The organism is Richelia sinica FACHB-800 (assembly GCF_014698825.1).
Classification (GTDB): Bacteria; Cyanobacteriota; Cyanobacteriia; order Cyanobacteriales; family Nostocaceae; genus FACHB-800.
The window spans coordinates 214,016-228,671 of the sequence record NZ_JACJTT010000003.1; the positions used below are offsets into that span (position 1 = coordinate 214,016).

At 40.3% G+C, this 14,656-nt stretch carries 14 protein-coding genes; 2 read left to right on the forward strand and 12 right to left on the reverse strand.

Annotated elements, in window-relative coordinates; genetic code table 11:
* Positions 1–89 precede the first annotated feature (89 nt).
* The 6 genes from H6G73_RS04420 to H6G73_RS04445 form a co-directional block, all read right to left on the reverse strand.
* Positions 90–935: a tetratricopeptide repeat protein gene (locus tag H6G73_RS04420; RefSeq protein ID WP_190601836.1), complete on the reverse strand. Its 846-nt coding sequence runs from the start codon at positions 933–935 to the stop codon at positions 90–92.
* Between the two features lie 512 nt (positions 936–1,447).
* Positions 1,448–2,362 (reverse strand): ribonuclease D, encoded by a 915-nt coding sequence (locus tag H6G73_RS04425; RefSeq protein ID WP_190601738.1) that lies wholly within the window; start codon positions 2,360–2,362, stop codon positions 1,448–1,450.
* A 223-nt stretch (positions 2,363–2,585) separates the two neighbouring features.
* The gene (locus tag H6G73_RS04430; RefSeq protein ID WP_190601739.1) at positions 2,586–3,332 is read right to left on the reverse strand and encodes a DUF561 domain-containing protein; all 747 of its coding nucleotides are present in this window, start codon (positions 3,330–3,332) and stop codon (positions 2,586–2,588) included.
* Between the two features lie 87 nt (positions 3,333–3,419).
* On the reverse strand, positions 3,420–4,619 hold the full coding sequence (locus H6G73_RS04435) for an MFS transporter (RefSeq protein ID WP_190601837.1): 1,200 nt from the start codon (positions 4,617–4,619) through the stop codon (positions 3,420–3,422).
* An 82-nt stretch (positions 4,620–4,701) separates the two neighbouring features.
* Positions 4,702–5,874 (reverse strand): molybdopterin-synthase adenylyltransferase MoeB, encoded by a 1,173-nt coding sequence (moeB, locus tag H6G73_RS04440; protein WP_190601740.1) that lies wholly within the window; start codon positions 5,872–5,874, stop codon positions 4,702–4,704.
* Between the two features lie 69 nt (positions 5,875–5,943).
* Positions 5,944–6,402, reverse strand: a complete 459-nt coding sequence (locus H6G73_RS04445) for a Mov34/MPN/PAD-1 family protein (RefSeq protein WP_190601741.1) — start codon at positions 6,400–6,402, stop codon at positions 5,944–5,946.
* Between the two features lie 202 nt (positions 6,403–6,604).
* Here H6G73_RS04445 and H6G73_RS04450 point away from each other — a divergent pair, with 202 nt between their 5' ends.
* Positions 6,605–7,069 carry a GNAT family N-acetyltransferase gene (locus tag H6G73_RS04450; RefSeq protein ID WP_190601742.1) on the forward strand — a complete coding sequence of 155 codons (465 nt, stop codon included), beginning with the start codon at positions 6,605–6,607 and terminating at the stop codon, positions 7,067–7,069.
* 171 nt (positions 7,070–7,240) lie between these two features.
* Here H6G73_RS04450 and H6G73_RS04455 read toward each other — a convergent pair whose 3' ends face one another.
* Positions 7,241–7,972, reverse strand: a complete 732-nt coding sequence (locus tag H6G73_RS04455; RefSeq protein WP_190601743.1) for a carbonic anhydrase — start codon at positions 7,970–7,972, stop codon at positions 7,241–7,243.
* A gap of 286 nt (positions 7,973–8,258) precedes the next feature.
* Complete coding sequence (locus H6G73_RS04460; protein ID WP_190601744.1) at positions 8,259–8,792, reverse strand: MgtC/SapB family protein; 534 nt, start codon at positions 8,790–8,792, stop codon at positions 8,259–8,261.
* A gap of 263 nt (positions 8,793–9,055) precedes the next feature.
* Between H6G73_RS04460 and H6G73_RS04465 the strand changes: the two genes are divergently transcribed.
* On the forward strand, positions 9,056–10,564 hold the full coding sequence (locus H6G73_RS04465) for a UbiD family decarboxylase (protein ID WP_190601745.1): 1,509 nt from the start codon (positions 9,056–9,058) through the stop codon (positions 10,562–10,564).
* A gap of 136 nt (positions 10,565–10,700) precedes the next feature.
* On the opposite strand, the gene H6G73_RS04470 is transcribed toward H6G73_RS04465, so the two are convergent.
* From H6G73_RS04470 to H6G73_RS04485, 4 genes are all read right to left on the reverse strand, one after another.
* Positions 10,701–10,907 (reverse strand): hypothetical protein, encoded by a 207-nt coding sequence (locus H6G73_RS04470; protein ID WP_190601746.1) that lies wholly within the window; start codon positions 10,905–10,907, stop codon positions 10,701–10,703.
* On the reverse strand, positions 10,897–12,204 hold the full coding sequence (locus H6G73_RS04475; protein ID WP_190601747.1) for a serine/threonine-protein kinase: 1,308 nt from the start codon (positions 12,202–12,204) through the stop codon (positions 10,897–10,899). The genes H6G73_RS04470 and H6G73_RS04475 overlap by 11 nt, the downstream gene beginning before the upstream one ends.
* Positions 12,205–12,268: 64 nt before the next feature.
* A complete protein-coding gene (locus H6G73_RS04480) occupies positions 12,269–13,705 on the reverse strand; it encodes an FAD-binding domain-containing protein (protein WP_190601748.1) in 1,437 nt (478 codons plus the stop codon).
* A gap of 174 nt (positions 13,706–13,879) precedes the next feature.
* Positions 13,880–14,536 (reverse strand): glutathione S-transferase family protein, encoded by a 657-nt coding sequence (locus H6G73_RS04485; RefSeq protein WP_190601749.1) that lies wholly within the window; start codon positions 14,534–14,536, stop codon positions 13,880–13,882.
* Positions 14,537–14,656: the final 120 nt, after the last annotated feature.

Sequence of the window (14,656 nt, forward strand, 5' to 3'; positions counted from 1 at the left end):
GTCACCTGTCACCTAATCTTGTATTGCTATCGTCAAATTGATGAAGACAGAAAGTTGACTATATGTTTATTCATCAGAGAAATGCTTCTTTACTTTCCTCCCAATTCCTCAATATTTTTCATGACTTTCTGATACAAATTTCTATTATTTTGTTGATTAAAAATAGTAGCAGCCCGTTGTAAATCTTGTCGGGCACCACGTTTATCTCCACTAGCTGCGCGGGCATTTCCTCGATTATTAAAAGCAGGGCCAAAGCTAGGATTGATGCGGATAGCTTCATTATAATCAGCGATCGCTTTTTGTTGTTCTCCCCTCGCAGCGTAGGTATTGCCCCGATTATTGTAGGCAATGGCAAAGTTAGGATTGAGGCGAATGGCTTGGGTATAATCTTCTAAAGCTGCACTTTTATTACCTTGGGCAGCACGGGCATTGCCACGATTATTATAAGCCTCAGCATAGTTAGGAGAAAGCCTGATAGCTTCATTGTAATCAGCGATCGCACCTTTGTAATCATTGAACGATGCACGGGCATTACCCCGATGGTTGTAGGTTTGGGCATCGTTGGGATTGAGACGTAAGGATTGGTTATAATCAGCGATCGCACCTTGTTTATTACCAATGTCAAAATAAACTAAACCCCTATTCCTAAAAGCTTGTGCGTACTTGGGGTCTAAGCTAATGGCTTTGCTGTAAGCTGCTATTGCTGCTTGAGAATTTCCCCGTAGATGTTGAGTCTGTCCTTGAATATAAAATTCACCCGCTCGACTAGTTGACTGTGTGCGACGATTAGGAGGAGTTACACCCACTTCTGTAACCAACACATCTTGTCTATTACTACACGCAACACATATAATTCCACTCAGAACAGCAGATATAGCGATTTGCCAAAATCTGTTGTCCTTTGAGTCTGTGTTTGTAAATAACCACCATTTCATCATTTTTTTATAGACGCAACTATACCTAGAAACAATTCATGCCGAAATTCTGTTATCCAGGTAAATTTGACTTTTGTCAAAGGATTCAAGTCCATTCACTTCATTTCCGTCCTTGCTGATTGAGAATATGAATTTGTCTCACGCAAAGGCACAAAGAAAAACAAAGGTAATTTTTACATTGCATAATTTCTGCATATTCTCTAGGTTTAATTCACTAAGGTTCAGATGTAGACTGTTGATATGATAATAATTGAGGCTTTAAAAACACTCCCAGAGGTTTAGTTTTTAGAGTTTGCTTATAAAATAACTGGAGTGAAATGAATTTTCAGTATAATTTTTTTCAACTTTTAAGACATTTTTTGTAATCAATAATCAAAATAATTCAATATAAAGTATTTTCGTCATTGCGACCGCAGGGAAGCAATCTCAAACCCATATTTTTCTACATCTGCACAGCAGCGAATTTTGAACCTCTTTCTTACCACAAATTAGCTATAAATATTCATTTTTGATTATTTATCACCAGACTCTTGATTTTTTGGGGTCAGACGTAAATAGGTATTGCTTTCAATATCAACATTTAAATCTTCTAAATATGCACCTAAATCCTTTCGCAAATTTTCAGTTAAAGTAATAGAAAAATCTAACTCAATGCCTTGGTTTTGCACTAACTCTAATAAATCGTGAAACTTAGTTTTGATAGTTTTACGCTCGTATTCTGTCAACTTAAAATAAAGACTTTCAGTAATGTTTTGCATCTGCATCGCCTTCTTCAACCTTTCTTGCAAATGCTCAAATTCTGAATTTAACAACTTCCATTCCTCTTCTATTTCCGTATATCTTGCAGTTAGCAATGATATATCTTCTGTCTTTGGTTCTGGGTTAACTTGAGGTTGTAACTCTAATAAACGCCAATGAACCTGAGCCAAATAAATACAATCTAAATAAGCGTATTCGATTTGTTCTGCTGTTAAAGGTCTTTTTCCCCAATCGCTAGTTTGTTCTTGTTTATCAATATGATGAAAATGACAAAGTTCTGTAGCAACCGTTTTCAGTTGATAATTAGAGACAGGCAAAAGATAGTAAGGGATTTTCTTCGCCATTTCTAATGTACAGGTAATATTTTTAGCTTTTTTACTTCCTAAAAATTTCACATCATAGCTAGCATTATGAAATACTTTTTCAACCTCCTCATTCACCATAATTTGGTCAATAAACTCAGCAACTATATCCGGTCGTTCTAAAACATCTAGGATATAAACACTATTGCCACTCATATCTTGAGGATTATCCAAAATTTGAATTAGAGACAATCTTGGTTTCCGACTTTTAAAATCAGCAACTTCAGTATCTATCCATAAAGTTTTTTGTTGAGTATATTCAGTTATTAAATTACGCATTTCCTGAATATCAGTAACATAAGGCATAATAACTTTTCCTATAAAATCATAGATAAATTTTTAAATAAAATTAGACCTCTTGCAAAAGTTCCTCTTTACGTCCTTCTCTCCGCGACTCTGCGACTCTGCGTGAAAAAAACTACAACATGACCACCAAATAAAAATGTATAACTAATAACAACTCATGCTTTTAGTTATACATTCAACTTACACTGATAGCAATTAACGGGAAAAAGTGAAAGAAATAAAATTAAGCAAATGTACGACTATTTGCAGTAGCTAATGCTTCAACTAATCCACGGACTGCCGCAATCATTGCTACCTCGCTATTTAGTTGGTTAATAGCAGAACCTACACCCACACCAGCAGCACCAGCAGCGATCGCTAGAGGTGCGGTAACATTAGAAATACCAGAAGCACACAATACAGGCACAGATACCGCACGAGAAATTTCATAAGCTGCTGCTAAGGTAGGTGCAGCTTTTTCAATTAAACCCAGAGTACCCGCGTGGGTAGGTTGACTGCTAGTACCTCCCTCGGTTTGGATGATATCAGCACCAGCTTTGACTAGTTCTTCCGCTAGTTGTACTTGTTGGTCTAAAGTTAGGATGTGGGGAACTGTGACAGAAAGGGTGATTTCTGGTAACAAAGCACGAGTTTGGTGAGTGAGTGCTAAAACTTCCTCCGCTGCAAATGTGCGTCCTTGTGCATAGAAGGAATCAAAATTACCGATTTCAATCAAGTCAGCACCAGCAGCTACAGCTTGGACAAATTTTTCTGGTTCTACAGCAGATACGCACACAGGTAACTTGGTTAAGCTTTTTGCTAAGTGAACTAAATCCACATCAGCAGCAATATCAACAAAAGTTGCACCACCAAATTCCGCAGCTTTAACCGTAGCAGCTACACTGTCAGCGTTGAAATTATTCAAACCGCTAATTACTTTTAAAACATTGCGGTTAACAAAAGCACGTTGCAGACTAGAAAGCATTGTCATAGTTTTGCGTTGTTAGCTATTAAAGTAGAGATATTTTTACACTATATAGTTACTGGATTCTAGAGGCTAGTACCACAGGGCAAAAGTTCAGGATGATGGGGTTGTTTCCTCACTGCTATTCTGGGCTGCTGGGTGAGATAAAAATATACATCCTCCCCCTAATAAAAATGCCACAGCACCTATCCCTAACCCTGTGCTTGGTGCGATCGCTTGGGGTTGGGGAAACACCATTCCAAATATACTCATGGCTAAGGAAAAGCCGCCAAAATACATACCAATGCCTAAACCTACCCATCGTAGTGGCATCAATTCCAATGCTAAAGGAATTACCCCATTGACAATTAAACTAAATCCAGCAATAATGATAAATATAATGGGAAAGAGTGCGCCCATATATAACATAATCACCATTCCCAATATTGTTGTCCCCACACCACACAACATTGCTAGTTTATTTCCTACCTTACTAGCCACCCATCCACCAGGAATGTAAGCCAGGGCAATTATTAAACCTATCCCCACCATCAACATACTCACATCAGTGTTTAACTTAGCTTTGAGGAGTTTTCCCAAGGCATCCATTAATAAACGGGAACCCCAAGCCACACCTAAACCTGTCCCCAAGATTAAACCTAAATTTTTGATGGGTATTTTGGGTGTGAATATTTCCGTGGGTGCATCTGGAGGGTTCACTAACCGCAACGCAAAGGCAGCAGCAACCAGGACAAAGGAACCAATACTAAAGGCAAAAACTGGACTGAGGTTGAGAAGATAACTATTGGCAATTGGTCGAAACGCACCAATCACCCCTGCGGCTAAAGTTACCACACTGACAGCTAAAGGTAACTCTGCGGGCATGGCATATTTTACCAATAAAGCGATCGCTGGAGAACGAAACACCGTCATTGCTAATGCCCATGCTACCAAAGTTAAAGGTAAAATCAGTCGGATCACTTCCCCTGGTGGAAGAAATGTAACTATACAGGGTATGGCAATAAACAAACCAGATGCTAAAATTACCCCTGCGGAGATGAAAGGAAAGCGTGTACCCATCCAACGCTGACTTCGATCAGAAAGTCCTCCCATCAACGGTTCCATAATCACCGCTAAGGCGTTTTCTAGCACCAACAACCCCACAGCGAAACTAGCAGGGAAACCAAACTGAGTTAAAAGTTTGCTGAGATAGACATTATAAATCAACCAAGTCAGGGTAATTGCACCTTGTACCCCTGCTAAAGCCCAAACTTGTAGCCATAAAATCTGAGTTGGGGTTTTGGATATACTCACATGGAAACCCTTGGATATGCGCGTAAAAATAAAAACCGCTTTGATGTAGAGATGTCCCATCAGAACATCTCCACACCATACCTTAATACTGAGGTACAGAAGAATCTACTTCTTGACTCCAAGCATTAATTCCACCTTTTACATTTGTCCCGACAATTCCCGCTTCTTTGAGAATTGCCAACGCTTTAGCAGAACGTCCACCCATCTTACAATGAGCAATTAAGCGATGTCCGTTCAAAGCTTCCTTCACCTTCGTGACACCATCACCGTTTTCAATATCCGGTAAAGGTACTAACAAAGAACCAGGAATTTTGGCTATTTCATATTCATGGGGGTTGCGAACATCCAACAGCAGAAAATCTTTCGCACCACTATCAATTAAAGCCTTCAATTCCTTCACAGTCATTTCTTGAACTTCATTTTGCTGTTTTGCTTCCTCTGCTTGCGCTTGGGGAATACCACAAAACTCTTCGTAGTCTATCAGCTTTTCAATGACTGGACGGATGGGGTTAGGACGCAGTTTCAACTCCCGGAATTTCATATCCAAGGCGTTGTATAACATTAATCTGCCACTTAAAGTGGTACCCTTACCAATAATAATTTTGACTGTTTCCGTTGCTTGGATCACGCCAATAATACCAGGGAGAATGCCTAATACCCCACCTTCTGCACAGGAGGGAACCATTCCTGGTGGTGGTGGTTCTGGATATAAATCACGGTAGTTCGGCCCACCTTCATAGTTGAAAACCGTAGCTTGTCCTTCAAACCGGAAAATAGAACCGTAGACGTTGGGTTTGTTTAACAATACGCAAGCATCGTTCACTAAATATCTGGTGGGGAAGTTGTCGGTTCCATCCACCACAATATCGTAAGGACGAATAATATCTAAAGCGTTTTCCGAACTCAAACGAGTTTCGTATAAGTCAACCTGACAATAGGGGTTGATTTCATGAATACGGTTTTTCGCGGATTCAATTTTGGGTTTACCTACCCAAGATGTCCCGTGAATAACTTGACGTTGCAAGTTAGAAAAATCAACAACATCAAAATCAACAATACCGATGCGGCCAATACCTGCGGCAGCAAGATATAACAGTAATGGTGAACCTAGTCCCCCAGTACCGATACACAATACACTAGCCGCTTTCAGGCGTTTTTGCCCCTCCAGCCCCACTTCTGGCAAAATTAAGTGGCGGGAGTAGCGTTCGTAGTCATCTTTGGTCAACTGGATTTCATCCAGATTGGGATTGAGCATAGCAGTAAGATGTAGGAGCGCGGAGTATTAATCCTAACTAAAAAAGGTACTCCTTGTTAACTTAGATCACTAAATTATTAGTTCAATTGTCTCGGTTTGGAACTGGTGATTTTCATCGAGACACCAGCTTTGCAGTTCACGAGCTTGACTATTTTGGACGGATACTATTATATACGAGTATACAGGCCAAGCATATAGCCTGTCCCATTCGGAAGGAATTGCTGGATAATCTGGATGGGAATGATAAATACCGATAATACTCAAATTACGACTTCTGGCTTCCTTCTGCATTTTTAACATGACTTGCGGTGCGATCGCATATCTCCGTCTCGTCGTCTCTAAATTTTCTGCCTCGGCAAAATTATCACCCTCTGTACTCCAAGCATTGGCAGTAAGGATTACTTCCTCTACAATTTTGGTATCATCTAGCAAATAACCTAATATAACGCCGCAACACTCATCAGGATAGGTACTTTCCCCGTGGGTATTAATTATTTGTACATGTTCTTTTCGTAATTTAATTAGCATGGATAATATTGATATTGAGACCTAAATTTTTTTTACAGCAGTTTTCTAAAAAAGAATGCTCAAGAGAAATTCAAGCAAGAATACGCGCAATTTTTAGGGCAAGTAGTGAATTTCACTGTATTAGCATTCAGAGTTAGGCGATCGTTTTTGTATTATATTGTATTACAATAACGTAGCTTACATACCTCTACTGCTATTAACTATGATTCGACCGACCACACCTGAAGACACAACAGCCTTAATAGCTATAGCTGATGTACTCGGCTTTCAGCCAAATGAGCTTGATGCGCTGAGGGGAATGCTGATAGATTACTTTAACAGGGATAGTGATAATTTTTGGATTACTGACGATGACAATGGGCCGGTTGGGGTCGCTTACTGTGAACCGGAACGGATGACCAATCAAACATGGAACCTGCAATTAATAGCCATCCGACTTGACCGTCAGGGGCAAGGACGCGGTTCAGCACTTCTGCGGTATCTTGAACAAACATTGATAGCAAATGGTGGACGTATGCTGCTGGTAGAAACTTCAGGGTTGCCAGCTTTTGAACGCACGCGAGAATTTTATAAAAAATGCAGCTATGAGGAGGAGGCCCGCATTCGTGACTTCTACGCAGCAGGTGATGATAAAATCGTGTTCCGCAAAGTATTGAAGGCCGCCTAGACTAGAGTATCAGGTAATAGACAGTGGTGGGAATAATACTGTCAAGAAACCGCTTATTCACTCCAAGACAAAATTTTCACCTTGTCACCTATGACAAGTGTATTTATCTGAAACTAGTTTATTAGTGCGTTATCACTGTACTTAACGCACCATTAAATTGATACTTAAAAATCAGGTTAATAAAGTCACTTCACCTGTTGCTACATCATAACGACCACCAACAATTTTCAGCTTTCCCTCTTGCTTCAAGTTTCTCAAAATGATTGACCTTGCTTCTAACTGATTCACCTGATATTGAACATTAGCAATAATGGCATTATCTTCTAAATTGCCTGGTAACGGTTTAGCTTTTTGTACCGCAGGCCTAATTTCTTTCACAAAAGAACTAATTCGACCTGGCACTGGTTTATCTTCCACCGCAGCGTGTACTGCACCGCATTTGGCATGACCTAGAACTAAAATTAATTGAGTACCTAATACAGCAGTACAATATTCTAAACTACCTATGGCTACTGTAGAGGCAACATTACCCGCAACACGCACATCAAATAAATCACCAATTCCTTGATCAAAAATAATTTCCACTGGTACACGGGAGTCAGCACAGCCTAAAATAGCCGCAAATGGATACTGTCCATTGGTCGTCTCTTGCAAACGCAACTTTGATTGATGCGGGTATAGACGCTTCTCTGCTACAAATCGCTGGTTTCCAGCCATCAAAGTTGCCAAAGCCTCTTGGGGACTAACAGGTTGAGGTTTTTTAGCTGCTATGGTTTCATCTGCGATCGCTGTTTCTGGACTCCAGCATATACTACCAACTGAAGCCGCAGCAATACCCAAGCCACTCATACCTGCTAATTTTAAAAAATTACGTCGTCCTACAAACCCGTTAATTTTACTCATACTTATCCTCTCAGACTTGCTTTAATTTATACCAATAACCCATGTTCAGGGTAATTCTCCTGAGCAAAATCAGATGCTGATTTGGCGGATTGAAGAATTAGATGAGCTATTAGCACGGGGATGTAACTGGTTAAAAGATTACTTGAATACCCAGCCTCAAGCAAGAAAAAGATTAAGGGTTTGCTGAATATAGCTGGAAATATGACCACCAACTTACCTATCAAAGTATAGGCAGTTGATAAGAAAATGTGTGCATGAGTGATTAATCAATAATTACTGCCAAAATCTAATCATCATCCAGATCCACCGCAGCATTAAAATCTTCATTGGACTGTTGATTATCTTGACCAAAGATCACTTTAAATAAACGATTGAGGCGCTTCATTCCACTTAAGGTAATGAGAGTCAATAATCCTCCCATTAACCCCATTTGCCATAAACCACAACCAATAGCGGCACCTAAACCCGCAGCAGTCCACACACAAGCTGCTGTTGTTAAACCCCGCACCCTTGGTACTTCCGATTTTCTCGGTGACTCTTGCAAAATTAATCCCGCACCCAAAAACCCAATTCCAGTGGCTACACCTTGAATGGTACGACTGAGGGCGTTAGTTGCGGCATAGGGACTGTCACCTTCAGCTTGCAAGGGAATCATCACAAATAGGGCTGCACCCATACTAACTAACATAAAAGTTCTCATCCCAGCTGGTCTACCACCCTTTTGACGGTTTAATCCAATCATGCAACCAACTAAAAGCGCCAAGACTAATCTCAAACCAATATGTAGCCAATCGTCTGCGGTTAAAAGCATCGGCCCCATGATTAAATTCCTCACTGACATGAAAGGCAATTTTGACCCTATTGCTGGTTACATCCAAACTAACTGCGATAAATCAATAGAGTTTTAGTAGTTTATGAAAAGTTTAACAGAAGGTTAACAATAAGTAAATTAATATACTGATGCTGGGTGACAAAGGTGAAAAATAGTATCCCTCGTCTGTAGATGCGATCGCTTTTCTAAGAATCAGAGACAATAAGATTAGCAACGCTTCACACTTCTTCATTATTAATTTTGGGAACACAATGGCAAGAGACTTAAGGGGATTTATCAAAATTTTGGAAGAAAGGGGTCAATTACGACGAATTTCCGCTTTAGTTGACCCAGATTTAGAAATTGCCGAAATTTCCAACCGGATGCTGCAAAAAGGTGGACCTGGCTTGTTGTTTGAAAATGTTAAAGGTTCCTCTTTTCCAGTGGCAGTTAACTTGATGGGAACTGTAGAAAGAATTTGCTGGGCCATGAACATGCAGCAACCAGAGGAATTAGAAACCCTGGGTAAAAAGCTGAGTATGCTTCAGCAACCAAAACCACCAAAAAAGATTTCCCAAGCTATAGATTTTGGTAAAGTCTTATTTGATGTAGTCAAAGCTAAACCCGGTCGAGACTTTTTCCCCCCTTGCCAACAGGTAGTTATTAATGAGAACGAATTAGATTTAACTAAGTTACCGTTAATACGCCCCTATCCGGGGGATGCCGGAAAGATTATTACACTAGGATTGGTTATTACTAAGGATTGTGAAACAGGAACGCCTAATGTTGGCGTGTATCGCCTGCAACTTCAATCCAAAAATACTATGACCGTCCACTGGTTATCAGTGCGTGGTGGTGCGAGACATTTACGCAAAGCAGCAGAACAGGGGAAAAAATTAGAAATTGCGATCGCTCTTGGTGTCGATCCTTTAATTATTATGGCAGCCGCTACACCCATTCCGGTAGATTTATCAGAATGGTTATTTGCAGGACTTTATGGTGGTTCTGGGGTACAGCTAGCTAAATGTAAAACTGTAGATTTGGAAGTACCCGCAGATTCAGAATTTGTCTTAGAAGGGACAATTACACCAGGGGAAGTTTTACCAGATGGCCCTTTTGGTGATCACATGGGATATTACGGTGTTGTGGAAGATTCACCCTTAGTTCGCTTCCAGTGTATGACTCACCGCAAAGACCCGATTTATCTCACCACCTTTAGCGGTCGTCCACCCAAAGAAGAAGCTATGATGGCGATCGCACTCAACCGCATCTATACCCCCATTTTACGGCAACAGGTATCAGAAATCGTTGATTTTTTCCTACCGATGGAAGCCTTGAGTTACAAAGCTGCCATTATTTCCATAGATAAAGCCTACCCCGGACAAGCACGCAGGGCCGCATTAGCGTTTTGGAGTGCCTTACCCCAATTTACCTATACCAAATTCGTCATAGTTGTTGATAAATCCATCAACATTCGTGACCCCCGTCAAGTCGTCTGGGCCATCAGTTCCAAAGTAGACCCCACCAGGGACGTATTTATCTTACCCAACACCCCCTTTGATACCCTAGACTTTGCCTGTGAAAAACTCGGTTTAGGGGGCAGAATGGGAATTGATGCCACAACCAAAATTCCCCCAGAAACAGAACATGAATGGGGTGCAGCATTAGAATCAGATCCTGATGTTGCCGCAATGGTAGAAAGACGGTGGCAAGAATATGGTCTTGCAGACTTGCAACTAGGAGAAGTTGACCCGAATTTATTTGGTTATGACATGAGGTAATTATGGAAGGTGACAGGTGACAGGTGACAGAGGAAGAAGGCAAAAGTTACAGAAGTCAGTAGGGGCGGGTTTACAGATATCATCAACTATGAAAGAGAATTTTGGTAAACCCGCCCGTACAGGAGTTACAGAATAATTAATGCCATGACTGCTGAATTCTGGCATTTTTCAACTCCTGTTCACCCAGCGTGCCGGAGGCATTACCCCGAAAGGCATCAGCAAACGTAGCTGATGTCTTCATCATCAATTGTTGTTGGTGTAAAAATCCTTCTTTGCGTTCTTTTCTCTGCGCCTCTGCGTCTCTGCGTGAGAAAAATGTTACACTTCTACAACTACAGTTCACAACTGTCGATACGGGAAAACACACCACAAAGACCCAACCACAAGACAAAACCTCCCCACTCACCCACAGTAGACCCTCCTCTCGGTAAATGGGCCACAGGGGCAGAAATATCGAAAATGATATTATTGTAGGTTACCCAATCTCCATTTTTGTGCCAACCGATGCGATCGCTAAAAGCTTCCCATACATCCGCATCATAATCCTTATTACCACCCATTGCTTCATAAATTCGCTTTTGGATAGTAAAACCAAATCTGCCATGACTGTACTTTAACCACAATTGGTCAATAATCTGCAAATCTTCACAGCGGAACATTTCAATATCTTCAACAGCAAACCACCCTTCCTTTTCTCTCCCCGTCACCGCTAACATCATACGTGCAGTTTCTCGGTCAGCTTCCTTCCATCGACCACTAGCTAAAAAATTCCGCAACTGACTATAATTTATCCCCAAACTAGATTTTAAATGTGCCTCTGCTTGGGGATGAATACCCAATAATTCCTGAAACTCTAACACCGACTGTGGTCGATTTTGGGGTTCCAAAGCAATCCCCCGCACAATAGCCGCATTCAAATCGTCGCTAATTGTAGGATTGTATTGCTGTGGTGGTGGTAAAGATAAGCCCTTTTTGCGAAAATTAGCAGGAATCGGTACTTCCTTCGTAACTAAACTATAAAGTGTAGCCGCTAAAGCATAAACATCAGTATATTCCCCAAACTCACCCCGTCTTTCATACTGTTCAATGGGTGCATATCCCTCTGTTTTGGCATTAGTCATACTCCCGGTTTTACCCGTGTATTCCCTAGCCAAGCCAAAATCAATTAAAATCGCCTCTTGAGTTTCCCGTCGTAACAAAATATTATTAGGCTTAACATCCCGATGCAAAAATCCTTGCCTGTGGACATACTCTAAAGCTTGACTAATTTGCTCAATGTAACATAAAGCCTCTGTTGCCGATAAGGGGCCATTGTTCTCAACATAAACCCCCAAATCGTCCCCGTCCACATATTCCATTACCATTCCCCACAGACCTTCCTCACGAAAGACCTCATAAACCTTGACAATATGGGGATGACTGCATTGCGCTAAACGCAAAGCTTCATTGAGAAACTTTTCCTGACGTTGTTCAAAATCTTCTTGAGTTTGCTGAAACTGATTCAGGGTTTTGATCACCACCATTTTATCTTTGGAGGTGTCCAGTGCTTTGTAAGTCAGACCAAAACCACCACCACCCATCACCTTTTGAATGATGAATCTCCCGTTTTTCAGTTCTTGATTGGGTGTCCAAAGTTTCATGGTGATGTTTAAGACATCTGAGCTTTAGACTATCATCATATCCTAAGCACTCACCAGTAACATATCATCCTTGTCCCTTTTGCTGCTGGTATAACTGCTTAAATAAAGCTTGTTGCTTCTTATGGTCAACAATTGGTGCAGGATAACCAATAGCGCGACGTTCTAAAGGCAAAATATTCCCACTCACTAAATATTCTGTCTCTAGCGATCGCAATTCAGGCACCCATTGACGAATATATTCCGCTTCAGCATCAAATTTTTGAGCTTGACTAGCAGGGTTAAAAATTCGTAATGGCTTAGGGTCCATCCCACTAGAAGCACTCCATTGCCAACCACCATTATTAGCAGATAAATCACCATCAATGAGTTTCTGCATAAAATATTTTTCTCCCCATTGCGGATTAATAATCAAATCTTTAGTTAAAAAACTCGCTACTATCATCCGACAACGATTGTGCATCCAGCCAATTTCATTTAATTGCCGCATAGCTGCATCAACAATAGGATATCCCGTTTTTCCCTCACACCAAGCTTGAAAAAATGTTTCATTATTCCGCCAAGGAAAATTTTTAAATGGTTCTCGATAAGCCCCATTTGCTAATTCAGGAAAATGATACATCGCATGTTGATAAAATTCCCGCCAAGCTAATTCTTGTTGCCAAGTGCGAATACTCGCTGTTACTTCTTCACTATTACTATTTTCTAAAGCTGCTATTGTTGCTTGCCAAATTGTACGAATACCCAGCACCCCAAACTTTAAAGCTGGACTTAATAAAGATGTGCCATCAACAAAGGGAAAATTCCGCTGTTCTTGATATTCATTTATTGCCGAATTAGTAAACTCTTCTAATCTTGCTTGTGCTGCTACTTCTCCTGGAGATAGAATTAATTCTCCATCCCAATTAAAACCTAAATCTGGCGCTGAAGGTAAGGGAATTATGCCAAATTTTTCAGCAATTTCCTGTTCTTTTACCGTCAAACCTTCACTAGGTTGCAACGTATTTGCTGGTATCGCTTTAGCTTTACTACTCCAATTTTTCCAAAAGGGTGTGTAAACTGTATAAGGAGCATTTGCACCACTATAAATCTCTGTCGGTGTATGGAGTAACTGATCCCAATTTTCCTTCAGAACTTGAATCCCTTTAGCTTGGAGAGAATCAATCACAGCCCTATCTCTGATTTGTGCATAGGGTTCTACATCCCAATTCCAAAATACAGCCTTGGCATTTAACGCCTCTGCTAACCCTGGAATGCCCACCACAGGGTTATGTTGTAAAATTAATAGTTGAGTACCAAGTTGAGCATATTGCTGTTGTAGCGCCTGTAAACAGCCAATCATGTAACTTACCCTAGCGGGAGCAACATCATCTCCGTTCAATATCTGGGGGTCAAGACAAAATACACCCACCACCTTGGCAGTTTGCTCTCTAGCCGCAGCTAACCCTGTATTATCAGCTATACGTAAATCTCGACGATGCCAAAAAAGAATTAAGTCAGACATTCGGTCATTTCAGGAAATTTATTTAGTTCTCATGTACTATAGCATGAGGTGGTTAGCAAGTAGAGAATAGTCCAACTGGTAGAAATATATTTCTGTTTTGCACTTACTTGATATCTTAGATATCTCAAAATTTTGCCTGACACTTATGGCATCTACAGTTTTTGATCAAGTCAGCTATTTCATCTCCCTTCTGCGTAACTTGAGCAAAACCCTGACTCGACCTTTAAATTTATCAAAATCTTCCATACTTAACTGTGTTTTTTGCCATGCTGGACGCTGCATCAAACGGGCAGACCAATCGTAAATTTTTTGATAAGGCTGAAGATTAAATTCTAGATAAGGCAAAGCACTAATAGCAACACCTGCCACAATATCTGCAAGGCTTAATTCTTCACCACCAAAATAAGGTTTATCTCCTAATAAATCGGTGAAAAAGTTGCATATTGTATTTATATTATCCTTGATTTTGGCTATTTTTGTTAATTCCTGATTATCATCAATCAGACCAACTATCTGAGGAAATAATTCATTAGTAGTTATCATTTGCACCATCCGGACTTTGGCTAACATTTCTGGGCTTTGAGGTAACAATGCTGGTGAGGGATATTTACTTTCTAAATAATCCATAATTGCCAAAGACTCAACCACCCGCAATCCATCATCAATTAATACTGGAATATGATGAAAAGGATTAATTTCTAAAAATTCCGGTTGCAATTGGTCGCCATTTAAATTCATGGTCACTCCTTCAAAAGGAATATCTTTTTCTAATAAAGTGATCCATACACGGCGAGCATTAGGGGAAATGGGATTGTAGTATAACTTGAGCATAAATCCTCCAAAAAATAAAACCGAATGGTCTGTTTGTATATAAAAAAATATATTGTTACTGAGTGACTCAATTCTGCGTTTCCTTAATGAACAGTATTTAACCAGAAATGATATTACTGT